19 protein-coding genes, 1 pseudogene and 1 other annotated feature are annotated in these 22,923 nt (G+C 59.6%); of the genes and pseudogenes, 10 read left to right on the top strand and 10 right to left on the bottom strand.

What is annotated here, in order from left to right:
* Positions 1-35: 35 nt before the first annotated feature.
* The 6 genes and pseudogenes from J0F90_RS13395 to J0F90_RS13365 form a co-directional block, all read right to left on the bottom strand.
* Positions 36-350 (bottom strand): BON domain-containing protein, encoded by a 315-nt coding sequence (locus J0F90_RS13395; RefSeq protein ID WP_033640130.1) that lies wholly within the window; start codon positions 348-350, stop codon positions 36-38.
* Between the two features lie 217 nt (positions 351-567).
* On the bottom strand, positions 568-1,374 hold the full coding sequence (gene trpA, locus J0F90_RS13390) for a tryptophan synthase subunit alpha (protein WP_033640131.1): 807 nt from the start codon (positions 1,372-1,374) through the stop codon (positions 568-570).
* Positions 1,374-2,564 carry a tryptophan synthase subunit beta gene (trpB, locus tag J0F90_RS13385; protein WP_033640132.1) on the bottom strand — a complete coding sequence of 397 codons (1,191 nt, stop codon included), beginning with the start codon at positions 2,562-2,564 and terminating at the stop codon, positions 1,374-1,376. Before trpB ends, trpA begins: the two co-directional genes overlap by 1 nt.
* A 41-nt stretch (positions 2,565-2,605) precedes the next feature.
* Complete coding sequence (trpCF, locus tag J0F90_RS13380; protein WP_195757907.1) at positions 2,606-3,967, bottom strand: bifunctional indole-3-glycerol-phosphate synthase TrpC/phosphoribosylanthranilate isomerase TrpF; 1,362 nt, start codon at positions 3,965-3,967, stop codon at positions 2,606-2,608.
* Positions 3,968-3,970: 3 nt separating this feature from the next.
* A pseudogene (gene trpD, locus J0F90_RS24695) lies at positions 3,971-5,567 on the bottom strand (bifunctional anthranilate synthase glutamate amidotransferase component TrpG/anthranilate phosphoribosyltransferase TrpD).
* On the bottom strand, positions 5,567-7,129 hold the full coding sequence (locus tag J0F90_RS13365) for an anthranilate synthase component 1 (protein ID WP_033640136.1): 1,563 nt from the start codon (positions 7,127-7,129) through the stop codon (positions 5,567-5,569). Before J0F90_RS13365 ends, trpD begins: the two are co-directional and overlap by 1 nt.
* A 24-nt stretch (positions 7,130-7,153) precedes the next feature.
* Positions 7,154-7,257, bottom strand: a sequence feature (Trp leader region).
* Between the two features lie 239 nt (positions 7,258-7,496).
* Between J0F90_RS13365 and rnm the strand changes: the two genes are divergently transcribed.
* The 5 genes from rnm (at position 7,497) to rluB (ending at position 11,527) form a co-directional block, all read left to right on the top strand.
* On the top strand, positions 7,497-8,378 hold the full coding sequence (rnm, locus tag J0F90_RS13360) for an RNase RNM (protein WP_016927521.1): 882 nt from the start codon (positions 7,497-7,499) through the stop codon (positions 8,376-8,378).
* A gap of 47 nt (positions 8,379-8,425) precedes the next feature.
* On the top strand, positions 8,426-9,046 hold the full coding sequence (locus J0F90_RS13355) for an L-threonylcarbamoyladenylate synthase (protein WP_016927522.1): 621 nt from the start codon (positions 8,426-8,428) through the stop codon (positions 9,044-9,046).
* Between the two features lie 115 nt (positions 9,047-9,161).
* Positions 9,162-9,521 (top strand): Rap1a/Tai family immunity protein, encoded by a 360-nt coding sequence (locus J0F90_RS13350; RefSeq protein WP_016927523.1) that lies wholly within the window; start codon positions 9,162-9,164, stop codon positions 9,519-9,521.
* Between the two features lie 149 nt (positions 9,522-9,670).
* On the top strand, positions 9,671-10,468 hold the full coding sequence (locus J0F90_RS13345) for an alpha/beta fold hydrolase (RefSeq protein ID WP_033640137.1): 798 nt from the start codon (positions 9,671-9,673) through the stop codon (positions 10,466-10,468).
* Between the two features lie 162 nt (positions 10,469-10,630).
* A complete protein-coding gene (gene rluB, locus J0F90_RS13340; RefSeq protein WP_015378049.1) occupies positions 10,631-11,527 on the top strand; it encodes a 23S rRNA pseudouridine(2605) synthase RluB in 897 nt (298 codons plus the stop codon).
* A gap of 39 nt (positions 11,528-11,566) precedes the next feature.
* Here rluB and cobO read toward each other — a convergent pair whose 3' ends face one another.
* Positions 11,567-12,157 (bottom strand): cob(I)yrinic acid a,c-diamide adenosyltransferase, encoded by a 591-nt coding sequence (cobO, locus tag J0F90_RS13335; RefSeq protein WP_033640138.1) that lies wholly within the window; start codon positions 12,155-12,157, stop codon positions 11,567-11,569.
* A gap of 13 nt (positions 12,158-12,170) precedes the next feature.
* The gene (locus J0F90_RS13330) at positions 12,171-12,932 is read right to left on the bottom strand and encodes a YciK family oxidoreductase (RefSeq protein ID WP_016927526.1); all 762 of its coding nucleotides are present in this window, start codon (positions 12,930-12,932) and stop codon (positions 12,171-12,173) included.
* Between the two features lie 359 nt (positions 12,933-13,291).
* On the opposite strand from J0F90_RS13330, the gene sohB reads away from it, so the two are divergent.
* Positions 13,292-14,338: a protease SohB gene (gene sohB, locus J0F90_RS13325; protein WP_016927527.1), complete on the top strand. Its 1,047-nt coding sequence runs from the start codon at positions 13,292-13,294 to the stop codon at positions 14,336-14,338.
* A 51-nt stretch (positions 14,339-14,389) separates the two neighbouring features.
* Here the strand turns inward: sohB and J0F90_RS13320 are convergent, their stop codons facing one another.
* Positions 14,390-14,641: a YciN family protein gene (locus J0F90_RS13320; RefSeq protein WP_004930700.1), complete on the bottom strand. Its 252-nt coding sequence runs from the start codon at positions 14,639-14,641 to the stop codon at positions 14,390-14,392.
* 427 nt (positions 14,642-15,068) lie between these two features.
* On the opposite strand from J0F90_RS13320, the gene topA reads away from it, so the two are divergent.
* From topA to cysB, 3 genes are all read left to right on the top strand, one after another.
* Positions 15,069-17,666, top strand: coding sequence for a type I DNA topoisomerase (topA, locus tag J0F90_RS13315; RefSeq protein WP_004930691.1), 2,598 nt, complete (start codon positions 15,069-15,071; stop codon positions 17,664-17,666).
* A gap of 5 nt (positions 17,667-17,671) precedes the next feature.
* Positions 17,672-17,806: a hypothetical protein gene (locus J0F90_RS24820; protein ID WP_255253503.1), complete on the top strand. Its 135-nt coding sequence runs from the start codon at positions 17,672-17,674 to the stop codon at positions 17,804-17,806.
* 221 nt (positions 17,807-18,027) lie between these two features.
* Positions 18,028-19,002 (top strand): HTH-type transcriptional regulator CysB, encoded by a 975-nt coding sequence (cysB, locus tag J0F90_RS13310; RefSeq protein ID WP_004930690.1) that lies wholly within the window; start codon positions 18,028-18,030, stop codon positions 19,000-19,002.
* Positions 19,003-19,067: 65 nt separating this feature from the next.
* Here cysB and J0F90_RS13305 read toward each other — a convergent pair whose 3' ends face one another.
* Complete coding sequence (locus J0F90_RS13305; protein WP_126186631.1) at positions 19,068-19,925, bottom strand: DUF6216 family protein; 858 nt, start codon at positions 19,923-19,925, stop codon at positions 19,068-19,070.
* Between the two features lie 301 nt (positions 19,926-20,226).
* Here J0F90_RS13305 and acnA point away from each other — a divergent pair, with 301 nt between their 5' ends.
* Positions 20,227-22,899, top strand: a complete 2,673-nt coding sequence (gene acnA, locus J0F90_RS13300) for an aconitate hydratase AcnA (RefSeq protein ID WP_033640140.1) — start codon at positions 20,227-20,229, stop codon at positions 22,897-22,899.
* The last annotated feature ends 24 nt before the right edge of the window (positions 22,900-22,923 follow it).

Raw genomic sequence — 22,923 nt, 5'->3', positions numbered from 1 at the left:
CAAGCAGGGAGGCGTTGCGCCTCCCTGTGTCGGTATTATTTAACCTGCATCACGTTTTCAACCGATTTCACGCCGGCCACGCCGCGTGTGACCTGCACCGCACGGTTGGCGTCATCGCTGGAGGTCACGAAGCCGCTCAGCTGTACGCGCCCTTTAAAGGTTTCTACGCTGATCTCGCGTGACTTGATGTTTTTATCCGCCAGCAACGCCGATTTCACTTTGGTGGTGACCACGGTGTCATCGATATAACCGCCTGTTCCCTCTGATTTTGCCGTCGGCGCGCAAGCGCTCACCGCGACCGCCACAACGGCTGCCATGCACAAGGCTGAAAGGGCTTTAAACAGCTTCATAAATTACTCTCCATGCAATGTTATGGTTGAAATTCGCTACGGTTTTTCGCCGCAGCGAGCGCATTCCCCAAATCAAACGAAGAAATGCATAGCGAACAACGTTCATTGTGAGACAAGACCTGGGTTTGTTCAAATTTTTGATGTAAATAAATGGAACAAACTTTGAGGGGAAACAAGCTGTTAAAGCGAGCGCCGGCAGGGCGCTCGCTAAAGAGGATCACGCCCGGGTGGCGCGCTTCATATTGCTGACGAAGGCCGCCAGCCTGGTCAGCATCTCCGCCGGGTCGGCATGGTGCTGTTCGATGATTTTGACGATTGCCGAGCCGGAGATCGCGCCGGCGGCGCCGGCCTGCAGCGCCGCCTTCACCTGCTCGGGTTCGGAGATGCCGAAGCCCTGCAGCGGCGGCGCGGCGTGATACTCGCGCAGCTTGTTCACCAGGTGATGCAACGGCAGCTGCGCCCGGCTTTCGGTGCCGGTCACCCCGGCGCGCGACAGCAGGTAGGTGTAACCGCGGCCGTGCGACGCGATTTCACGCAGCAGATCGTCATCGGCGTTCGGCGGGCAGATGAAGATCGGTGCGATACCGTGGCGAGCGGCGGCGGCGCGGAACGGCGCAGACTCTTCAAACGGCACGTCGGCGACCAGCACCGAATCCACGCCCACTTCGGCGCAGCGTTGGTAAAACGCATCGATGCCTTTATGGAACACCAGATTGGCGTACATCAGCAGGCCGATGGGAATGGTCGGGTGCTTCTGGCGGATGGCCGCCAGCATCTCGAAGCACTGGGTCGGCGTGACGCCGGCTGCGAAAGCGCGCAGCGTCGCGCTCTGGATGGTTGAGCCATCCGCCAGCGGATCGGAGAAGGGGATGCCCAGCTCCAGCGCGTCCGCGCCGGCTTCGATCAGGGTATCGATAATCTGCAGCGACAGCGTTGGATTAGGATCGCCCAGCGTCACGAACGGGACGAAGGCGCCTTCCTTGTTGCTTTCCAGGCGTTTGAACAGTTGCTGATAACGTTCCATCAGATTTCTCCCCGTGCTTTCAAAATGTCGTGAACGGTAAATATGTCTTTGTCGCCGCGGCCGGACAGGTTGACCACCAGGATCTGTTCTTTCTGCGGCGTTTCACGGATCATTTTCAGCGCGTGCGCCAGGGCGTGCGAGGATTCCAGCGCCGGGATGATGCCTTCATGGCGCGACAGCGCCTTGAACGCTTCCAGCGCTTCGTCGTCGGTGATCGACACGTATTCGGCGCGGCCGATGCTGTTCAGGAAGGCGTGTTGCGGCCCGACGGACGGGAAGTCCAACCCGGCGGAGATTGAATAGGATTCTTCAATCTGGCCTTCGGCGGTCTGCATCATCGGCGCTTTCATACCGAAGTAGATGCCGACGTGGCCGTGCTTCAGCGGCGCGCCGTGCTGGCCGGTCTCGATGCCCAGACCGGCGGGTTCCACGCCGATCAGCCCGACGTCGGCATCATCGATAAAGTCGGCGAACATGCCGATGGCGTTGGAGCCGCCGCCGACGCAGGCGATGACCGCATCCGGCAGACGGCCTTCGCGCTCCAGCACCTGCGCTTTGGTTTCTTCGCCGATCATGCGCTGGAATTCACGCACGATAGTCGGGTACGGATGCGGGCCGGCGGCGGTGCCGAGCATGTAGTGCGCGGTTTCATAGCTGCCGGACCAGTCGCGCAACGCTTCGTTGCAGGCGTCTTTCAGGGTGGCGGAGCCGCTGTGCACCGGGATCACTTCCGCGCCCATCAGCCGCATGCGGAACACGTTCGGCGACTGGCGCTCGACGTCTTTGGCGCCCATATAGATACGGCATTTGAGGCCGAGCAGCGCGCAGGCCAGCGCCGACGCGACGCCGTGTTGGCCTGCGCCGGTTTCTGCGATGATCTCGGTTTTGCCCATGCGCTTGGCCAGCAACGCCTGGCCCAGCACCTGGTTGGTCTTGTGCGCGCCGCCGTGCAGCAGATCTTCACGCTTCAGATAAAGCTTGGTGTTGCTGCCGGCGGTGAGGTTTTTGCACAGCGTCAGCGCCGTCGGGCGGCCCGCGTAGTTCTTCAACAGATCGATAAATTCCGCCTGAAATTCCGGATCGCGCTGGGCGCTGACAAAGGCTTCTTCCAGTTGTTTCAGGGCCGGCATCAGAATTTGCGGCACGTATTGGCCACCAAATTCGCCGAAGTAGGGGTTAAGCAGCGTCATGAGAGTTCCCGTTATTATCCGTTATTAATATAGAGCCGTATTCAGTAGGCGCGCAGGGTCTGGAAGACCGAGGCCAGGCGCGCGGGATCTTTGATGCCCGGTTCGCTTTCCACGCCGGAGTTGAAGTCCAGCCCGGCGCAGCCGAGCTTGGCCGCTTCGACGCAGTTGTCGGCGCGCAGGCCGCCCGCCAGCATCACGTTAGTCAGATCTTCGCCTTGCAATACCGACCAGTCGAAGCGTTGGCCGGTGCCGCCGGCGCCGTTGTCGAGCAGGTAGCGATCGACATGCTGCAGATCGCGCGCCGGCACCCGATCTTTCACGCTCAGCGCTTTCCAGATGCGGCAATTGGCCGGCAAGCGGGCGCGCAGGGCGCTGATATAGGCCTGGTCTTCCGCGCCGTGCAGTTGCACCGCGTGCAGACCGAGGCGCTCAACGGTCAACGCCACGGTCTCGACCTGGGCGTCGCAGAATACGCCGACGTACTTCAGCGGCGCGCCGGAAATCACTTCGCGGGCGCGGGTGATGTCCACATAGCGCGGCGAACGGCCGACGAAAATCAGCCCGCCGTAGATGGCGCCGGCCTGATAGGCGGCGGCGGAGTCCTGCGGACGGGTCAGGCCGCACACTTTGTTGTCGCCCAGGATCACGCGGCGCACGGCGGCGCGCAGATCGGGTTCAGACATCAGCGCGCTGCCGATCAGGAAACCGTTGGCGTAATGGCTCAGCTCGCGGATCTGCCCATAGTTGTTGATGCCTGACTCGCTGATCACCGTCACGCCATGCGGCACGCGCGGCGCCAGTTGGCGAGTGCGGTCCAGATCGATGCTCAGATCGCGCAGATCGCGATTATTGATGCCGACCACGTGCGCTTCCAGCGCGATCGCGCGCTGCAGCTCTTCTTCACTGATCACTTCGGTCAGCACGCCCATATTCAGGCTGTGGGCCACCGCCGCCAGCTGGCGATACTGGTCGTCGGTCAACACCGACAGCATCAGCAGGATGGCATCGGCCTGATAGTAGCGCGCCAGGTAAATCTGATACGGATCGATGATAAAGTCTTTGCACAACACCGGTTGGCTGACGGTTTTACTGACCAGCGGCAGGAAATCGAAGCTGCCCTGGAAGTATTTCTCGTCGGTCAGCACCGAGATCGCCGAGGCGAAATCTTTATACACCGTGGCGATCTCCACCGGATCAAAGTTTTCGCGAATCAGCCCTTTGGAAGGCGAGGCCTTCTTGCATTCGAGAATGAAAGCCGTCCGGGTGCCTTGCAGCGCGTGATAAAAGCTGCGTTCGCTCGGTACGATGTCGTTCTGAAAGCCGGCCAGGGGCTGTTGCTGTTGTCGCGCCGCGATCCATTGCGCTTTGTCGCGGACAATCTTGTGTAGCACGGTTTCCTGCATCATTTATCCTCTTGCCGCCAGTGCGATGACACGCTCATAGGCCTGCCCGCTGTTGATCATATCCAGTGCCTGCCGCGCATTTTGGCGCAGGTCTTCATGTCCGAATAACTTCAGAAGCAACGCGACGTTGGCCGCGACCGCCGCGGCGTGCGCCGGCTCGCCTTTACCTTGTAACAGCCGCGCCAAAATGTCACGGTTTTCTTCCGGCGTGCCGCCCAGCAAGGCTTCCAGCGGATAGGTTTCCAATCCGAAGGACTGCGGCGTGAGCTGGTAGCTGCTGATTTCGCCGTTGTTCAATTCCGCTACGTGCGTCGGAGCGTGGATCGCCACCTCGTCCATGCCGCCGCCGTGAACCACCGCCGCACGCTGATAACCCAGCACGCGCAGGGTTTCGGCAATCGGCAGCACCAGTTCCGGGCTGTAAACGCCGATCAGCGCCAGCGGCGGGCGCGCCGGGTTGATCAGCGGGCCCAGCACGTTGAACAGCGTGCGGGTCTTCAACTGCTGGCGCACCGGCATGGCGTGACGAAAGCCGGTATGGTACTGCGGCGCGAACAGGAAACACACGCCGAGATCGTCCAGCGCCTTGCGCGCTTCTTCCGCCGGCAGATCCAGGCGGATGCCGAACGCCGCCAGCAGATCCGAAGAGCCGGAACGGCTGGAAACGCTGCGGTTGCCGTGTTTGGCGATCTTCGCGCCGCACGCCGCCGCCACGAAGGCGCTGGCGGTGGAAATATTGATGCTGTTGGTGCCGTCGCCGCCGGTGCCGACGATATCGGCGAACAGATAGTCAGGGCGCGGGAACGGTTGAGCGTCGTCCAACAGCGCTTTGGCGGCGCCGGCGATCTCTTCCGGGCGCTCGCCGCGGACTTTCATGCTGATCAACGCCGCCGCCAGTTGGCTCGGCTCCAACTCGCCGCGCACGATGGCGCTGAACAGCTGTTGGCTTTCCTGCTGGCTCATCGACTCGGCGCGGTACAGTTTCTCAAGAATAGGTTGCATCGTCGTGTTCCTTATATTACTTCGCCAGCGCCCAAGCGAGGGTCTGCTCGAGCAGGCGCGCGCCGTGGGTGGTCAGAATCGATTCCGGGTGGAACTGGAAGCCGCACACGCGGCGGCGGTCGTCGCGCACCGCCATCACCATTTCGCCGAAGCGGGCGTTGACGGTGAGATCGGCCGGGATGTTGCTGCCGACCAGCGAGTGGTAGCGCGCCACCGGCAGCGGGTTGGCCATGCCGGCGAACATGCCTTCGCCATCGTGAGCGATCGCCGAGGCTTTGCCGTGCAGGATCTCGCCCGCCTGGCCGACCTGGCCGCCATAGGCTTCGACGATCGCCTGGTGGCCGAGGCAGATGCCGATGATCGGCAGTTGGCCGCGCAGACGCTGCAGCAGTTCCGGCATACAGCCCGCTTCGGACGGCGTGCCGGGGCCGGGCGATAGCATCAGCACCGGCTGTTCCATCTGTTGCAGACGCTCGATGATCACCTCGGCGGCGATCTGATTACGGTAAATCACCACCTGGTGGCCGCTGGCGCGCAGCTGATCGACCAGGTTGTAGGTAAAGGAATCGACGTTGTCGAGCAGCAGGATATCGGCCATCAGAACACCTCCTTGGCATGGTGCGCAGTGGCGATGGCGCGCAGCACGGCACGGGCTTTATTACGGGTTTCGTCGGCTTCCGCCTGCGGGACGGAATCCAGCACCACGCCGGCACCGGCTTGCACGGTGGCGATGCCGTCTTCAACGTAGGCGGAGCGAATGACGATGCAGGTATCCAGATCGCCGGTGGCGGTGAAGTAGCCCACCGCGCCGCCGTAGCTGCCGCGGCGCGTGCCTTCGGAGGCGGCGATCAGCTGCATCGCCCGCACTTTCGGCGCGCCGCTGAGGGTGCCCATGTTCATGCAGGCCTGGTAGGCGTGCAGCACGTCGAGATCGGCGCGCAGGGTGCCCACCACCCGGGAAACCAGGTGCATGACGAATGAATAGCGGTCCACCTTGGTCAGGTCGGCCACATAGCGGCTGCCGGCCTGACAGATGCGCGCCAGATCGTTGCGCGCCAGATCGACCAGCATCAGGTGCTCGGCCAGCTCTTTGTGGTCGGTGCGCATTTCCAGCTCAATGCGGCTGTCGAGATCCAGATCCAGCGAACCATCGGCGCGGCGGCCGCGCGGGCGAGTGCCGGCGATCGGGTAGATTTCGATTTGGCGATTGCCCGCGTCGTATTTCAGCGCGCTCTCCGGCGAAGCGCCGAACAGGGTGAAGTCATCATCCTGCATGAAGAACATGTACGGGCTGGGGTTGTTGTCTTTTAAGGTTTGGTAGGCCGCCAGCGGCGCCGGGCACGGCAGGGTGAAGCGGCGCGACGGCACCACCTGGAAAATCTCGCCCTGGCGGATCGCTTCCTGCAGCTCGCTGACCACCGTGCCGTACTCTTCGTCGCTCTGGTTACAGCTCAGCTGCATGTTTTCCAGCGTTTGGTGCGGGATCGGCTGCGGGGGTTGTTGCAACTCAGCCTGCAGCTGTTCCAGGCGATGCTGCAAACGCTGCGCTTCACTCGCCTGCTCACTGAAGACGCTGGCCTGCAGACGGGCCGAGCCGCGTTGATGATCCAGCACCAGCAGGGTTTCCGCCAGATAGAAGCAGAAGTCCGGGCAGCGTTGATCCTGGCGCAGTGCCGGCAGGTCCTCGAACCCGGCGACCAAATCGTAGGCGAACAGGCCGCCCAGCATCACGGCTTCGCGCTCGTCCGCCGGGGAGTCCACCAGGGTCAGCAGCGTGCGCAGCGCGTCGAACACCGACAGTGAACGCAGGCGGGCGTCTTCGTCCTGCACCGCGTCGATCGCCGGGAAGGTCAGTTCGCGGCCGTTGGGGCGCGCCTGATTGCGGACTTCAGGTGGCAGCGCTTCGTCCAGCAGCGGCAGCAGCGCCGCACCGTTGGCGGTCAACGCCTGCACGCTGACGGTGTGGCCCAGTGCGGTAATGCGCAGCGCGCTGTCGATGACCAGCAGGCTCTGCAGATTCTGTTTGCTGTTGATTTCCGCCGACTCCAGCAGCAGGGTGGCCGGACGGGCGCCGCACAGCTGGTGGAAAAGGGTGGTGGGATCGCCCCGGTAGCTGGCTTGCGCCTTCAGCAATGTCAGTTGTGGTTTGGTGTTCATCATCGGTGGTTCCAGTGAATTCTGTCCATAAAAAAGCCCGCATCAGGTGCGGGCTCAGGAAATCTGCATTGTCAGATGACAGCTATGCGCGATTACACCGCCCGCAAGAGGGAGGTACGCCACCAACCGTGAAGAGAAATGTATGTGTTCATTTGCAGACTCTCTTTGTTAACTCTCATCCAACACGGCCGTTGCCGTGAACTTGTGTACTAGTTAACTGGTTCGTGAGGGCAAAGTCAACCCTCTTTTTGCACAATGTTTTAGCGGTCAGCGTGAATTCTATTCATCGTCTGCCTGGCGCAGAATAGATTTCCGTCCGGCCGCCGATCGCGGGTATGATAGAAAACCAAGCCATTGCCGGATAGCCGTTTTGACAGACAGTAACCCCCCATCCATCGCTTTTACTCTGTACGACCTCCACAGCCACACGACCGCCTCCGACGGCTACCTGACGCCGACGCAGCTGGTGCTGCGGGCGGTAGAGATGCGCGTGGGCGTGCTGGCGATCACCGATCACGACACCACCGCAGGCTTGGCTGAGGCCGCCGCCGCTATTGCGGAGCAGGCGTTGCCGCTGCGGCTGGTCAACGGGGTGGAGATCTCGACGCTATGGGAAAATCATGAAATTCATATCGTTGGGTTGGGCGTGGACGTCGCGCACCCGGCGCTGGTGGCGCTATTGGCGGAACAAACCGAACGTCGCCATCGGCGCGCGCAGGAGATCGGCGCACGTCTGGGTAAAGCGCGCATTCCCGACGCCTATGCCGGCGCCCAGCGGTTGGCGGGGGCCGGTGCGGTGACCCGCGGCCATTTCGCCCGTTATCTGGTGGAGATTGGCGTGGCGGACAACATGGCGCAGGTGTTCAAGAAATATCTGGCCAAAGGCAAAACCGGCTACGTGCCGCCGCAGTGGTGTACAATAGAACAAGCCATTGATGCGATTCATCAATCGGGCGGCCAGGCGGTGATAGCGCACCCCGGCCGTTATGATCTGACCGCGAAGTGGTTGAAACGTTTGCTGGCGCATTTCGCCGAACACGGCGGCGACGCCATGGAAGTGGCGCAGTGTCAGCAGGCGCCGCATGAGCGCGCGCAGCTGGCGAAATACGCGCAGGACTACCACCTGTTGGCCTCGCAAGGCTCTGATTTCCATCAACCTTGTTCGTGGATCGAACTGGGGCGCAAGCTGTGGCTGCCGGGCGGCGTCGAGCCAGTGTGGCGCGATTGGCCGCAACCGGGCCAGGCGGTCTGATTTTACGCGCGTGGCAACGCGCGCGGGCATTATTTTAGGAGCAAGTCATGAGTCAGCTTTTTTATATTCATCCGGACAACCCACAGCCGCGTTTGATTAACCAGGCGGTCGAGGTGCTGCGCAAGGGCGGAGTGATCGTTTATCCCACCGATTCCGGCTACGCGCTGGGTTGCATGCTGGAAGAGAAGGCGGCGATGGAACGCATTTGCCGCATCCGTCAACTGGACGGCAACCACAACTTTACCCTGATGTGCCGCGATCTGTCCGAATTGTCGACCTATGCGCACGTCGATAATACGGCCTTCCGCCTGATCAAAAACAATACGCCGGGCCACTACACGTTCATTCTGAAAGCGACCAAAGAAGTGCCGCGCCGCCTGATGAATGAAAAGCGCAAAACCATCGGTCTGCGCGTGCCGTCGAACCCGATCGCATTGGCGCTGCTGGAGGCGCTGAACGAACCGATGATGTCCACCACCCTGATGCTGCCGGGCAATGATTTTGCCGAGTCGGATCCGGAAGAGATCAGCGATCATTTGGGCAAGGTGGTCGATCTGGTGATCCACGGCGGCTTCCTCGGCCAACAGCCGACCACGGTTATCGATCTGACCGAATCCACGCCGGAAGTGGTGCGCGAAGGGGCGGGCGACGCGGCGCCTTTCCGCTGATGTAAAAGGTTGCCACCCTGCCCATTGTCTGAAAATCGGCTGAAGCGAGGCTATTTCGCGTGAAAGCCGCTATTCTTGACTACTTCAGAATTGATAATGGGCAGGATGCGCAGCAATGATTAAACAGGTTTCTTTTTTAGCGGCCTTATTATTTTCCTCAATGGCAAATGCGGGGTTTTATTCAGGCAGCGGTTTGCTGGCGGAATCCGGCGGTTACGTAAAAAATAAAAGCGGTGAAGCCACCGTGGCCGAAGCGCTGAATGGCGGCATGTTCATGGGATACGTCGCCGGCGTATTCGATACTTATTCCATGCAGGGCAATCGCAATATCTGCCCGGAAGCCGGGATGAGCATCGGCGTAGCCGCCGACGCGGTGATGCAGTATTTGAACGAGCATCCTGAGCAACTGCATTATTCCGCACCGTCGGTGATCATGCTGGCGTTAAGCGCCGCCTATCCCTGCGTGCGCCATTAAGTTCCCATTCCAATTAGTGCGCATTTTTTCATAAGGTGCGGCCAGGGGACTTTCCGCACGAACTTCAATAGATCAATACCTGCTGCGCTGTCACCTTATCCCCGTCGGTATTCCCCGAACGGGTCGGGGAGAGACGCGCAGGAGGTAATATGACCGCATTTCACAGTGCCAACATGATGCTCGACTATCAGGATATCGGCTCAGGGCCGCTCACGTTGGTGTTGCTGCCCGGCTGGTGCGAACCGAAAACCGTGTTTGAGCCGTTCATCGCTCTGGCGGCCGAACGCTATCGGGTGATCAGCATCGACTGGCGCGGCCATGGCCTGTCGTCAAAAGCCACGGAGATGTCGCTGACGGCGGACGACTTGCTGGAGGATGTGCGCCAACTGCTGACGGCGCTGCGTTTGGATAACGCGGTCACCCTGTCGGTGGCGCACGCCAGCTGGCTGGCGGTGGCGTTGGCCGAAGCGTTGCCGCAGCGGGTGCGGGGCATGGTGTTTCTCGACTGGATCATGACGCAGCCGGAGCCGGCGTTCTTTACGGCGGTGAGCCGCATGCAGCAGCCGCAGCAGTGGCTGGCGGCGCGCGACGCCTTGTTCGACTTCTGGCAGGGCGGCATCCGCCACGATCGGGTCAAACGCCATCTGGAGGTCGAGATGGCGCAGGAAGATTACCGGCTCTGGCGTGCCGCCGGCGTGGCCATCGAACAGGCCTATCGGCAATACGGCTCGCCGCTGCAACGCCTGGCGGGCATGAGCGCGCCGCCGCCGTGCCGGCACATCTACTCGTTGGATCGCCGCGACGACTACCTGCGGCAACAGCAGGCGTTTGCCGCCGAGCAGCCGTTTTTCTCCGTGGTGCGTTTAGGGGAGGCCCGCACGCACCTCGGCATTCTGGAACGGCCTGACGCGGTGCTGTGGGCGGTGGAGGATTTTTTGGCGCCGTGAACGCCGTCTGAAGGGGGCCACCGCCGATAAAGTGGGTTTCAACACCTTAGAAAGCCTGTATAATGCGCGGTTCGATCCTGATAAGCGTATTATGACCGTTGTGGCGGTTGGCCGCGGCGGTATCCCCCCGACGCCTGTGAAGGCGACATTAGAGGTTGCTCAATGAGCGAAAAGTTACAGAAAGTTTTAGCGCGCGCCGGGCATGGCTCGCGTCGTGAAATCGAAACCATGATTGAAGCCGGGCGCGTCAGCGTCGACGGCAAGGTCGCCAAGCTCGGCGATCGCGTTGAAGTGACGCCGGCGATGAAAATCCGTCTGGATGGTCATGTCCTGTCGATCAAAGAGTCCGAAGAGGTGGTTTGCCGGGTGCTGGCTTACTACAAACCGGAAGGCGAGCTGTGTACCCGCAGCGATCCTGAAGGCCGCCCGACGGTGTTCGATCGCCTGCCGAAGCTGCGCGGTTCGCGCTGGGTGGCGGTAGGGCGCCTGGACGTCAACACCTCCGGTCTGCTGCTGTTCACCACCGATGGCGAACTGGCCAACCGTCTGATGCACCCGAGCCGTGAAGTGGAGCGCGAGTACGCGGTGCGCGTGTTCGGCCAGGTTGACGATGCGAAAGTGAAGCAGCTGAGCAAAGGCGTGCAATTGGAAGACGGCCCGGCCGCCTTCCGCACCATCAGCTTCCAGGGCGGTGAAGGCCTCAACCAGTGGTACAACGTGACCCTGACCGAAGGCCGCAACCGTGAAGTGCGTCGCCTGTGGGAAGCGGTGGGCGTGCAGGTGAGCCGCCTGATCCGCGTGCGTTACGGCGACATCGATCTGCCGAAAGGCCTGCCGCGCGGCGGCTGGGCCGAACTGGATCTGCCGGCGATCAACTACCTGCGCGAGCTGGTGGAGTTGAAACCGGAAACGGTCAGCAAAATGCCGGTGGAGCGTGAGCGCCGCCGCGTGAAGGCCAACCAGATCCGCCGTGCGGTCAAGCGCCACTCGCAGGTGGCCGGCAGCGGCCGCCGCAGTGCGCCAGGCAGCAAACCGGGCAAGCCAAGCAAACGCAGCTAATCCCGCCATTCTGGCCCCGTTCGGGGCCAGAACGTTTTGTTACCAATCTATCCCCTGTTGCGCCTTCACGCCCGCGTCGAATGCGTGTTTCACCGGCCGCATCTCCGTGACCGTATCCGCCAGTTCCAGCAGATCGCGATGGCAACCGCGCCCGGTCAGGATCACCGTTTGATGCGCAGGGCGCCGTAGGAGCGCTTCCTTCAACTCGTCCAGTTCCAGATAGCCGTAGGTCAGCATGTAGGTCACTTCGTCCAGCAGCACCAGATCCAGGCCGCTGTCGGCCAGCATGCGTTTGCCGTGCTGCCACACCGCCTGGCAGGCGGCGGTGTCGCCAGCCTTGTTTTGCGTTTCCCAGGTGAAACCGGTGGCCATCACCTGAAATTCAACGCCGTGTTGCTGCAGCAGATTCTTTTCGCCATTGGGCCATTCGCCCTTGATGAACTGGATCACCCCGGCGCGCATGCCGTGGCCGACCGCGCGGGTGACGGTGCCGAAGGCGGCGGTGGTTTTACCCTTGCCGTTGCCGGTAAACACCAGCAGCAGGCCGCGGGTGTCCTGCGCCGCGGCGATGCGCGCATCGACCTGTTCTTTCAGGCGCTGCTGGCGCTGTTGATGACGATCTTCCGCCATGAAACGCTCCTGATTATTCGGCTGCGCCGGGTTTGCGGTTCGGCTGCGCGTCGAAGCTCATGCCGGTTTTGCGGCGGCTGTCTTCGCCCATCAAATACAGATACAGCGGCATGATATCGGCCGGGGTTTTCAGCTTGTTCTTGTCTTCGTGCGGGAAGGCAGATGCGCGCATTTTGGTGCGGGTGCCGCCCGGATTGATGCAATTCACCCGCAGATTGCGGTTTTTGTACTCGTCGGCCAACACCTGCATCATGCCCTCGGTGGCGAACTTCGACACCGCATAGGCACCCCAGTCTGCGCGGCCGGTACGCCCGACGCTGGAGCTGGTGAACACCAGTGAACCGGCGTGGGATTTCAGCAGCAGCGGCAGCAGCGCCTGAGTCAGCATAAAGGTGGCGTTGACGTTAACCTGCATCACTTCTTGCCACATGGTTATCGACAGGTCGGCCATCGGCGCGATGTCGCCGAGCAGGCCGGCGTTGTGCAACACGCCGTCAAGGCGGGGGATCTGGCGCGCCAGATCGTCGGCTATCTGCCGGCATTGCTCCTGAGTGGCGTGCAGCAAGTCCAGCGTGACCACCAGGGCCGGGGCGCCGCCCAGGGCTGCGATCTCTTGTTGTACCGCCAGCAGTTTGCTCTCGGTGCGCCCCAGCAGCACCAACTGGGCGCCGAAGCGCGCGTAGGTCAGCGCCGCTTCGCGGCCGATGCCGTCGCCGGCGCCGGTGACCAAAATGATACGTTGTTCGAGCAGATCTTGTTTGGGTTGGTAATGCACGATAAATCCTCGCCTGGGTGGCTGTTCTCCCGCGGATATCGGGGAGCAAGGGTGAAACGCGCGGCCGGGGCGGGAGCGAAGGCTCGACCGTCTGCGGGCCGCGCAGCGAATCCGTCTCATCATATTGATGAATAATGGGTGTTATATGCCTTAATCCGCAGGCATTTTCAATGCGTAGCAGGCTGAAATGGCATTCTTTTGTAACAAAAGCGCGGCGGTGGCGGCTTGGTTCGGCCGTAAATCGTCCCCATAGTGATGCTCTGTGCGCAATGAATTTTCATTTAGCCGCGACAGCAGCCGCTGCGGTTGGCTAAAATGGAAATAAGCATACTAACAACCTGTAAATAAAGGCGGAATCTGTGGAGTTTATATCTGTTTATGGCCTGTTTCTGGCCAAGGTCGCCACGGTGGTGCTCGCCATCGCCGCGTTGGCCATCCTGGCGGTCAGTTTGGGGCAACGCAAGAGCCGCCAGAAAGGGGAGCTGCAGCTGACCGATCTCGGCGAACAGTATCGCGAGATGCAGCGCGATATGCGCCTGGCGCGAATGGATGCCGCCGAGCAGAAGGTTTGGCTGAAACAGTTCAAGAAGCAGACCAAATCTGATGACAAATTGAAGAAGCAGCGCGCTAAGTCCGGCGCGGTGGAAGTGGCCAAGCCGTGCCTGTATGTGCTGGATTTCAAGGGCAGCATGGACGCGCACGAGGTCACCTCGCTGCGCGAAGAGATCTCGGCGGTGTTGGCGGTGGCGTCGGCGCAGGATGAAGTTCTGTTGCGCCTGGAAAGCCCTGGCGGGGTGGTGCACGGCTACGGCTTGGCGGCTTCGCAGTTGGAGCGCCTGCGCAAAGGCGGCATTCGCCTGACGGTAGCGGTGGATAAAGTGGCGGCCAGCGGCGGCTACATGATGGCCTGCGTCGCGGATCGCATCGTGGCGGCGCCGTTCGCCATCATCGGCTCCATCGGCGTGGTGGCGCAGATCCCGAACTTCCACCGTCTGCTGAAGAAGAACGACATCGACGTGGAGTTGCACACCGCTGGGCAGTTTAAACGCACGCTGACGCTGTTCGGTGAAAACACCGAACAGGGGCGCGAGAAGTTCCGCGAAGATTTGAACGAAACCCACGAACTGTTCAAGCGCTTCGTGCATGAGCAGCGCCCGTCGCTCGATATCGACAGCGTCGCCACCGGTGAGCACTGGTTCGGTTCACAGGCGAAAGAGAAGGGCCTGGTCGACGCCATCGGCACCAGCGATGATTTGCTGATCGCCGAGCTGGATAACCACGAAGTGATCGCCGTGCGCTATACGCGCCGCAAACGCCTGATGGATCGCTTCACCGGCAGCGCGGCGGAAAGCGTCGATCGTTTGCTGCTGCGCTGGTGGCAGCGTGGGGAAAAGCCGTTGTTGTAACGGCAACGAGAGCGTGAATCAACGGGGGCCAGGCGCCCCCGTTTTCTTGTCTTAATCGACCAGGTGGTATTTTTCCGAAAGCAGGTGAGCCAAATGTTTAAACATATTAAATACCGCGGTGGTTTTGGCGGTGGGCAATCCATCGGCATCCAAAAAGTATTCGCCGCGAAAAACTAAAACGCCGCTTTTTTGTTCAACGTCGGTGGCGATCATGCCGTGCAGATAATCTTCGTGTTGGCGGATGATGTTATTTGCTTCCGCCAGCAGGGCCTCGCGGCCGATAGGTGCAGTATTCGTGCGCATTTATTAGACTCCAAACTAAAAACTCTGCGCATATTCTAACGCCGGTTCGCTTTTATCCGCAAACCGACTAAGGTTTATTTGCCGTCTGGATGGCCATGGGCGGCCGCCGGTTGGCGAAATCGGACTTTCCATGCTAATTAGGTTGCGTGACGCTTTTTATCAGGTACAGTGTGGGATTTTGCGGCGTCGGGTGGAAGGTTTTGTTTACGCCATGAATAAAACTCACACAGCCATACTTCTGGGGCATGGGTGAATAGCAGGCAGGATCAACAACTTGCGTTCAGGTTGAGCAGTTGGGCAACCAAAAGAAAAAAATCTGTTGATCTCTTGCCAGACTGCCGCAATATAAAAAAAGAGACACGAATTGCCGCGGCACGGCGAGATAAAAGACTTCTTTTTAGAAGAAATAAATTAGGTAAAGGTAAATATGGGTAAAGCTCTCGTAATAGTTGAGTCCCCGGCAAAAGCCAAAACTATTAATAAATATTTAGGAAGTGACTACGTGGTGAAGTCCAGCGTCGGTCACATCCGTGATTTGCCGACCAGTGGCTCAGCCAGCAAAAAGAGCGCTGACTCAACCGAAGACAAAGCCAAGAAAAAAGTTAAAAAAGATGAGAAGGCGGCGCTGGTAAATCGCATGGGCGTCGACCCTTACCACGGCTGGAAAGCGCATTATGAAATCCTGCCGGGTAAAGAAAAAGTGGTCGCCGAGTTAAAATCGTTGGCGGAAAACGCCGACCACATTTATCTCGCAACCGACCTTGACCGCGAAGGGGAAGCCATCGCCTGGCACCTGCGGGAAGTGATCGGCGGAGATGACAAACGCTTTAGCCGCGTGGTGTTTAACGAAATCACCAAAAACGCGATCCAGCAGGCGTTCAAACAGCCGGGCGAGCTGAACATTGATCGCGTCAACGCGCAGCAGGCGCGCCGGTTTATGGACCGCGTGGTGGGCTATATGGTCTCGCCGCTGCTGTGGAAGAAAATCGCACGCGGCCTGTCCGCCGGCCGTGTGCAGTCGGTGGCGGTGCGTCTGGTGGTTGAGCGCGAACGCGACATCAAGGCGTTCGTGCCGGAAGAGTACTGGGAACTGCATGCCGATCTGCTGGCGAAGGGTGAAACCGCGCTGCAGATGGAAGTGACCCACGCGCACGACAAACCGTTCAAGCCGGTCAACCGCGAGCAGACTCACGCCGCGGTCAAGTTGCTGGAAAAAGCCCGCTACACGGTGCTGGATCGCGAAGACAAACCGACCAGCAGCAAGCCGGGCGCGCCTTTCATTACCTCCACGCTGCAACAGGCCGCCAGCACCCGCCTGAGCTTCGGCGTGAAGAAAACCATGATGATGGCGCAACGGTTGTATGAAGCCGGCCACATCACCTATATGCGTACCGATTCCACCAACCTGAGCCAGGATGCGCTCAACATGGTGCGTGGCTATATCGGCGACAACTTCGGCGATAAATACCTGCCGAAGGCGCCGAATCAGTACAGCAGCAAAGAGAATTCGCAGGAAGCGCACGAAGCGATCCGTCCTTCGGACGTGAACGTGCTCGCCGAGCAGTTGAAAGACATGGAAGCGGACGCGCAGAAGCTGTATCAGCTGATCTGGCGCCAGTTCGTCGCCTGCCAGATGACGCCGGCGCAGTACGATTCCACCACGCTGACGGTGAAAGCCGGCGATTATCAGCTGCGCGCCAAGGGCCGTACGCTGCGCTTTGACGGCTGGACCAAGGTGATGCCGGCGTTGCGCAAGGGCGATGAAGATCGCACCCTGCCATACGTCGAAATCGGCAGCGAGCTGGATCTGCAGAAACTGATCCCGAGCCAGCACTTCACCAAGCCGCCGGCGCGCTACAGCGAAGCCTCGCTGGTGAAAGAGCTGGAAAAACGCGGCATTGGCCGCCCGTCCACCTACGCCTCCATTATCTCGACCATTCAGGATCGCGGTTATGTGCGGGTGGAAAGCCGCCGCTTCTATGCCGAGAAAATGGGTGAGATCGTCACCGATCGTCTGGAAGAGAACTTCCGCGAGCTGATGAACTATGACTTCACCGCGCGCATGGAAGACGGCCTCGATGAGGTGGCCAACAACCAGGCTGAATGGAAAGCGGTGCTGGACGAGTTCTTCGTCGACTTCAGCGAGCAGCTGGAAACGGCGGAGAAGGATCCGGAAGAAGGCGGCATGCGGCCTAACCAGATGGTGATGACCAGCATCGACTGCCCGACCTGCGGCCGCAAGATGGGCATCCGTACCGCCAGCACCGGCGTGTTCCTCGGCTGTTCCGGCTACGCGCTGCCGCCGAAGGAGCGTTGCAAAACCACCATCAACCTGGTGCCTGAAGCGGAAGTGCTCAACATCCTCGAAGGCGACGACGCGGAAACCAACGCGCTGCGCGCCCGCCGCCGCTGCCAGAAATGCGGTACGGCGATGGACAGCTATCTGATCGACAACCAGCGCAAGCTGCACGTCTGCGGCAACAACCCGGCGTGTGACGGCTATGAGATCGAAGAGGGCGAGTTCCGCCTGAAAGGTTATGACGGCCCGGTGGTGGAGTGCGACAAGTGCGGTTCGGAAATGCACCTGAAAATGGGGCGTTTCGGCAAGTACATGGGCTGCACCAACGAGAACTGCAAAAATACCCGCAAGATCCTGCGTAACGGCGATGTGGCGCCGCCGAAGGAAGATCCGGTGCCGTTGCCGGAGCTGCCGTGCGAGAAGTCCGACGCCTATTTCGTGCTGCGTGACGGCGCTGCCGGCGTGTTCCTGGCGGCCAACACCTTCCCTAAATCGCGCGAGACCCGCGCGCCGTTGGTGGAGGAGCTGGCTCGCTTCAAGGATCGTCTGCCGGAGAAACTGCGCTACCTGGCCGATGCGCCTGTGGCGGATGCCGAAGGCAACAAAACGCTGGTGCGTTTCAGCCGTAAAACCAAGCAGCAGTACGTCTCCTCTGAAAAAGACGGCAAGGCGACCGGTTGGTCCGCGTTCTACGTGGACGGCAAGTGGGTCGAAGGCAAGAAGTAAGGGCGATGTCCTGCCTGCAAGATGAAAAACCAGCCCTGGCGGCTGGTTTTTTTATTGGTGAAAAGGGGCAAACGGATCTATCCTTTGCTGTTTTTATCCCTCCGACACCGCCGTTTCACGTTGATACCAATGCAAAATAATCGTTATCATAGTGTGACGCGGATCTATACTTGAAGCTGCATCGTGGTATAGTGGTTATATAAAAAGTTTTTTTATTATTAAAGCTTATTAACAACGGCGTTTTCTTCACCATCAGGGTAGAACACGGGGTTTATGGCTTGTGAGTTTCAGCATACCGGGGCGACACCGATATACCTGGCTGCGGGTAAGCCGCAGTGTTTAACCTAGGATGGTATAAGATATGAAATTGCAGCAGCTTCGTTACATTGTGGAAGTGGTTAACCACAACCTGAATGTCTCCTCGACGGCAGAAGGGCTCTATACCTCTCAACCCGGCATCAGTAAACAGGTGCGCATGCTCGAAGATGAGCTGGGCATCCAGATTTTCGCCCGCAGCGGCAAGCACCTGACCCAGGTCACCCCCGCCGGCCAGGAAATCATTCGCATCGCGCGTGAAGTGTTGTCCAAAGTGGACGCCATCAAAGCCGTTGCCGGTGAACACACCTACCCGGACAAAGGCTCGCTGTACGTCGCCACCACGCATACGCAGGCTCGCTACGCCTTGCCAAACGTGATCAAGGGCTTTATCGAGCGTTACCCGCGCGTCTCGCTGCACATGCATCAGGGCTCGCCGACGCAGATCGCCGAAGCGGTCTCCAAGGGCACCGCCGATTTTGCCATCGCCACCGAGGCGCTGCACTTGTACGACGATCTCATCATGTTGCCGTGCTACCACTGGAACCGTGCGGTGGTGGTGAAGCCCGATCATCCTTTAGCGGGCAAAAGCAGCATCAGCATTGAAGAGCTGGCGGCTTACCCGATCGTCACTTACACCTTCGGCTTTACCGGCCGCTCGGAGCTGGACACCGCCTTCAACCGCGCCGGTCTGACGCCGCGCATCGTCTTTACCGCCACCGACGCCGACGTGATCAAAACCTATGTGCGGCTGGGACTGGGGGTAGGGGTGATCGCCAGCATGGCGGTGGATCCGGTGCAGGATCCGGATCTGGTGACGGTGGATGCGCGCGACATCTTCACCTACAGCACCACCAAAATCGGCTTCCGCCGCAGCACCTTCCTGCGCAGCTACATGTATGACTTCATTCAGCGCTTCGCGCCGCACCTGACGCGCGACGTGGTCGACAGCGCGGTGGCGCTGCGCTCCAACGAAGAGATCGAAGCGATGTTCAAGGACATCAAGCTGCCGATTAAGTAAGTTCAGGTTGGCGGCGCGTCGGCCAAAACAGGAGGGGGTGTCCCTCCTGTTTTGCATGCTGCCGCTTACGGCGCATCTTGGTTATTCGTCGGGGGTTGAGACTGAGGTAAAGCGTTAGCGTCTTGATTGATACGCTTATCCAACGTTTTGGCCCGTTTGGCGGCGACGATCGTTATAACAGCCAGGTAAAGGAGATAAAGGCTTGATGCCAAAAGCGTCCATCCTATTCTCTTTTGTATTTTTACATCGGCGCGCCGTTCACTGTCATCACCGTTGGTGAGTTTATAACAGATTGATTGTACCTCACTTTCCAATAGACCGACCTCGGCGGCGCGTTGAAAAGCATCACGGGCTCCGCATTGCTCTCGTGTCAGTTCCCATTTTTTGTCTGATATAAACGGAATAAACAGATCTGAGTTTTTCGCATAGTCTTTGCCCAACAGAAAACTGTGCGTGGTCTGTTTGAACTCATACCAGGCTTCATTGGTGATTGTGAGTTTCGTTGCGGCAATGGTAATGAAGTACAAAAGCACGATAGATACAGCAAGGATGGCAAACTCCATCGCGCTTGCCAGCCTAATTTTCTGATCTTTAGGGGTAAATCTGTCCTTTATGCGCCGCAACTCATGCATTGCGACGTCTTTGTTCTCCATCCAACGCAGCGTTGCCTCAATTTCCGTGAGGTTTCTAACCTTGATGCCGTAATGGTAAATAAAGCGATGCACCTCATACTGTTCACTGTCGAATGTTTTGATGCTCTCATACTGGCTGCCCTTACCGCGCAGAACTTTATCCCACAAGAATTTGAGTAGAATATAACCAGAGCGCGTGCGATAGATAATAATGATAAACAAAATCAACGGTATGAGTGATGTAGCCACGACCATTAGATTTTGGAAGGTTGGATCGATGGTGATATTCAAAATGTGCTCCATGCGCGTGCTTTATTGTCAGAATGTTCAATATCGCTGATGTATCGGGAAATGCCGATTGAAATTATCGCGCATGTTCGATGAAACCGTTTCATGCGGCTTTGGCATTTCAGGCAAGGAGCGGCGGTTAAGGTAACTCGCTGACACTCTTCACATTAACTTCTGTGATTGTTCCCACCTATCGTTGTGATCAAATCGTGTTGTTATCAAAACGTTAACTTGTCTTTGTGGTATCTTTAAACAAGACCTCACTGATTACCCTGTTTTAGTCACAATAAGAAATGGAGGAGCTATGTCGTCCGATCTTCGTGAAACAAGTCTGGATAAGCTGGTTGCGCTGAATAGCGAATATTACTACTACAGTCTGCCGCTGGCGGCGAAGCAGCTGGGTGCTATCGACCGGTTGCCGAAATCGATGAAAGTGCTGTTGGAGAACCTGCTGCGTCATGTGGATGGCGATACCGTGCAGGTTGACGACCTCAAGGCCATCGTCGCCTGGTTGCAAACCGGCCATGCTGACCGTGAGATCGCCTACCGTCCGGCGCGCGTGCTGATGCAGGATTTTACCGGCGTCCCGGCGGTGGTGGATCTGGCGGCGATGCGCGAAGCGGTACGGCGACTGGGCGGCAATGTCGAGCAGGTGAACCCGCTGTCGCCGGTGGATCTGGTGATTGACCACTCGGTTACCGTCGATGAATTTGGCGATAACAACGCCTTCGAAGACAATGTGCGTATCGAAATGCAGCGCAACCACGAGCGCTACACCTTCCTGCGCTGGGGGCAGAAAGCTTTTAACCGCTTCCGCGTGGTGCCGCCGGGCACCGGCATCTGTCACCAGGTCAACCTCGAATACCTCGGCCAAACGGTTTGGCACAGCGACGAAAGCGGCCGCCGTGTGGCTTATCCCGATACGCTGGTGGGCACCGATTCCCACACCACCATGATCAACGGCCTGGGCATCCTCGGCTGGGGCGTGGGCGGCATCGAAGCGGAAGCGGCGATGTTGGGCCAGCCGGTGTCGATGCTGATCCCGGATGTGGTCGGCTTCAAGCTGACCGGCAAGCTCCGCGAGGGCATTACCGCCACCGATCTGGTGCTGACCGTCACCCAAATGCTGCGCAAACACGGCGTTGTCGGCAAGTTCGTCGAGTTTTACGGCGACGGCCTGGCCGATCTGCCGCTGGCGGACCGGGCGACCATCGCCAACATGTCGCCGGAGTTCGGCGCCACCTGCGGCTTCTTCCCGGTGGATGACGTTACGCTCGGCTATATGAAGCTCAGCGGCCGCAGCGCCGAACAAATCGCGCTGGTGGAAGCCTACGCCAAAGCGCAGGGCATGTGGCGCAATCCGGGGGATGAGCCGGTCTTCACCAGCTCGCTGGCGCTGGACATGTCGACGGTGGAGGCGAGCCTCGCCGGGCCGAAACGCCCGCAAGATCGCGTCGCGCTGCCGAATGTGCCGCAGGCGTTCAAGGCCGCGACCGAGCTGGATATCGGCGGCCACAAGGCCAAGACAGACGGCAAAACCTTTACGTTGGACGGGCAGCAGCACGAACTGCGCGACGGCGCGGTGGTGATCGCGGCGATCACCTCCTGCACCAACACCTCCAACCCGAGCGTGATGATGGCGGCCGGCCTGCTGGCGAAAAACGCCGTCAAGAAAGGGCTGCGCAGCAAACCCTGGGTAAAAACCTCGCTGGCGCCGGGTTCCAAAGTGGTGACCGACTACTTCGACAGCGCCAAACTCACCGCCTATCTGGAAGAGCTGGGGTTCAACCTGGTGGGATATGGCTGTACCACCTGTATCGGCAACTCCGGGCCGCTGCCGGATCCTATCGAGCAGGCGATCAAAGAGGGCGATCTGACCGTTGGCGCGGTGCTGTCGGGCAACCGTAATTTCGAAGGGCGCATCCACCCGCTGGTGAAAACCAACTGGCTGGCCTCGCCGCCGCTGGTGGTGGCTTATGCGCTGGCGGGGAGCATGAAGATCGATCTGACCAAAGAGCCGCTGGGCGAGGGTAATGACGGTCAGCCGGTCTATTTGAAGGACATCTGGCCGAGCAGCCAGGACATCGCTCAGGCGGTGGAAGAAGTGCGCACCGAGATGTTCCACAAGGAATACGGCGAAGTGTTCGACGGCGACGCCAACTGGCAGGCGATCCAGGTGACCGGTTCGGCGACCTATCAGTGGCAGGAGGATTCTACCTATATCCGCCATCCGCCGTTCTTCAGCACCATGCAGGTGAAGCCGGATCCGGTGCAGGACATCAAAGACGCGCGCATTCTGGCGATTCTGGCCGACTCGGTGACCACCGACCACATCTCGCCGGCGGGCAACATCAAGCGCGACAGCCCGGCGGGGCGTTACCTGAGCGAGCATGGCGTAGCGCCGCAGGATTTCAACTCCTACGGTTCACGCCGCGGCAACCACGAAGTGATGATGCGCGGCACCTTCGCCAACATTCGCATCCGCAATGAAATGGTGCCGGGCGTGGAGGGCGGCTATACCCGCCATATTCCGTCACAACAGCAGCTGTCTATCTACGACGCCGCCATGCAGTACCAGCAGGAGAAAGTGCCGCTGGCGGTGATCGCCGGTAAAGAGTACGGTTCCGGCTCCAGCCGCGACTGGGCGGCGAAGGGGCCGCGCCTGCTGGGCGTGCGGGTGGTGATTGCCGAATCCTTCGAGCGTATTCACCGCTCTAACCTGATCGGCATGGGGATTTTGCCGCTGGAGTTCCCGCAGGGGGTGACGCGCAAAACCCTGGGGCTGACCGGGGATGAGCAGATCAGCGTTGGCGGCCTGCAACAGCTGCAGCCGGGCCAGACGGTGCCGGTGCACATCACCTATGCCGACGGGCGCAAGGAAGTGGTCGACACCCGGTGCCGCATCGATACCGGCAATGAGCTGACTTACTACGAAAACGACGGCATCCTGCACTATGTGATCAGGAAAATGCTGTAATTAATCAATAAAAAGGGCGCCGTA

The sequence above is a fragment of the Serratia marcescens subsp. marcescens ATCC 13880 genome (genome assembly GCF_017299535.1).
GTDB lineage: Bacteria > Pseudomonadota > Gammaproteobacteria > Enterobacterales > Enterobacteriaceae > Serratia > Serratia marcescens.
This window is presented reverse-complemented; position numbering and strand designations above follow the sequence as displayed.

Coding starts and splice junctions, on each gene's coding strand:
- J0F90_RS13395 (WP_033640130.1), bottom strand. CDS start 350: ATGAAGCTGTTTAAAGCCCTTTCAGCCTTGTGCATGGCAGCCGTTGTG.
- trpA (WP_033640131.1), bottom strand. CDS start 1,374: ATGGAACGTTATCAGCAACTGTTCAAACGCCTGGAAAGCAACAAGGAA.
- trpB (WP_033640132.1), bottom strand. CDS start 2,564: ATGACGCTGCTTAACCCCTACTTCGGCGAATTTGGTGGCCAATACGTG.
- trpCF (WP_195757907.1), bottom strand. CDS start 3,967: ATGCAGGAAACCGTGCTACACAAGATTGTCCGCGACAAAGCGCAATGG.
- J0F90_RS13365 (WP_033640136.1), bottom strand. CDS start 7,129: ATGATGAACACCAAACCACAACTGACATTGCTGAAGGCGCAAGCCAGC.
- J0F90_RS13355 (WP_016927522.1), top strand. CDS start 8,426: ATGAGTCAGCTTTTTTATATTCATCCGGACAACCCACAGCCGCGTTTG.
- J0F90_RS13350 (WP_016927523.1), top strand. CDS start 9,162: ATGATTAAACAGGTTTCTTTTTTAGCGGCCTTATTATTTTCCTCAATG.
- J0F90_RS13345 (WP_033640137.1), top strand. CDS start 9,671: ATGACCGCATTTCACAGTGCCAACATGATGCTCGACTATCAGGATATC.
- rluB (WP_015378049.1), top strand. CDS start 10,631: ATGAGCGAAAAGTTACAGAAAGTTTTAGCGCGCGCCGGGCATGGCTCG.
- cobO (WP_033640138.1), bottom strand. CDS start 12,157: ATGGCGGAAGATCGTCATCAACAGCGCCAGCAGCGCCTGAAAGAACAG.
- J0F90_RS13320 (WP_004930700.1), bottom strand. CDS start 14,641: ATGCGCACGAATACTGCACCTATCGGCCGCGAGGCCCTGCTGGCGGAA.
- topA (WP_004930691.1), top strand. CDS start 15,069: ATGGGTAAAGCTCTCGTAATAGTTGAGTCCCCGGCAAAAGCCAAAACT.
- J0F90_RS24820 (WP_255253503.1), top strand. CDS start 17,672: ATGTCCTGCCTGCAAGATGAAAAACCAGCCCTGGCGGCTGGTTTTTTT.
- cysB (WP_004930690.1), top strand. CDS start 18,028: ATGAAATTGCAGCAGCTTCGTTACATTGTGGAAGTGGTTAACCACAAC.
- acnA (WP_033640140.1), top strand. CDS start 20,227: ATGTCGTCCGATCTTCGTGAAACAAGTCTGGATAAGCTGGTTGCGCTG.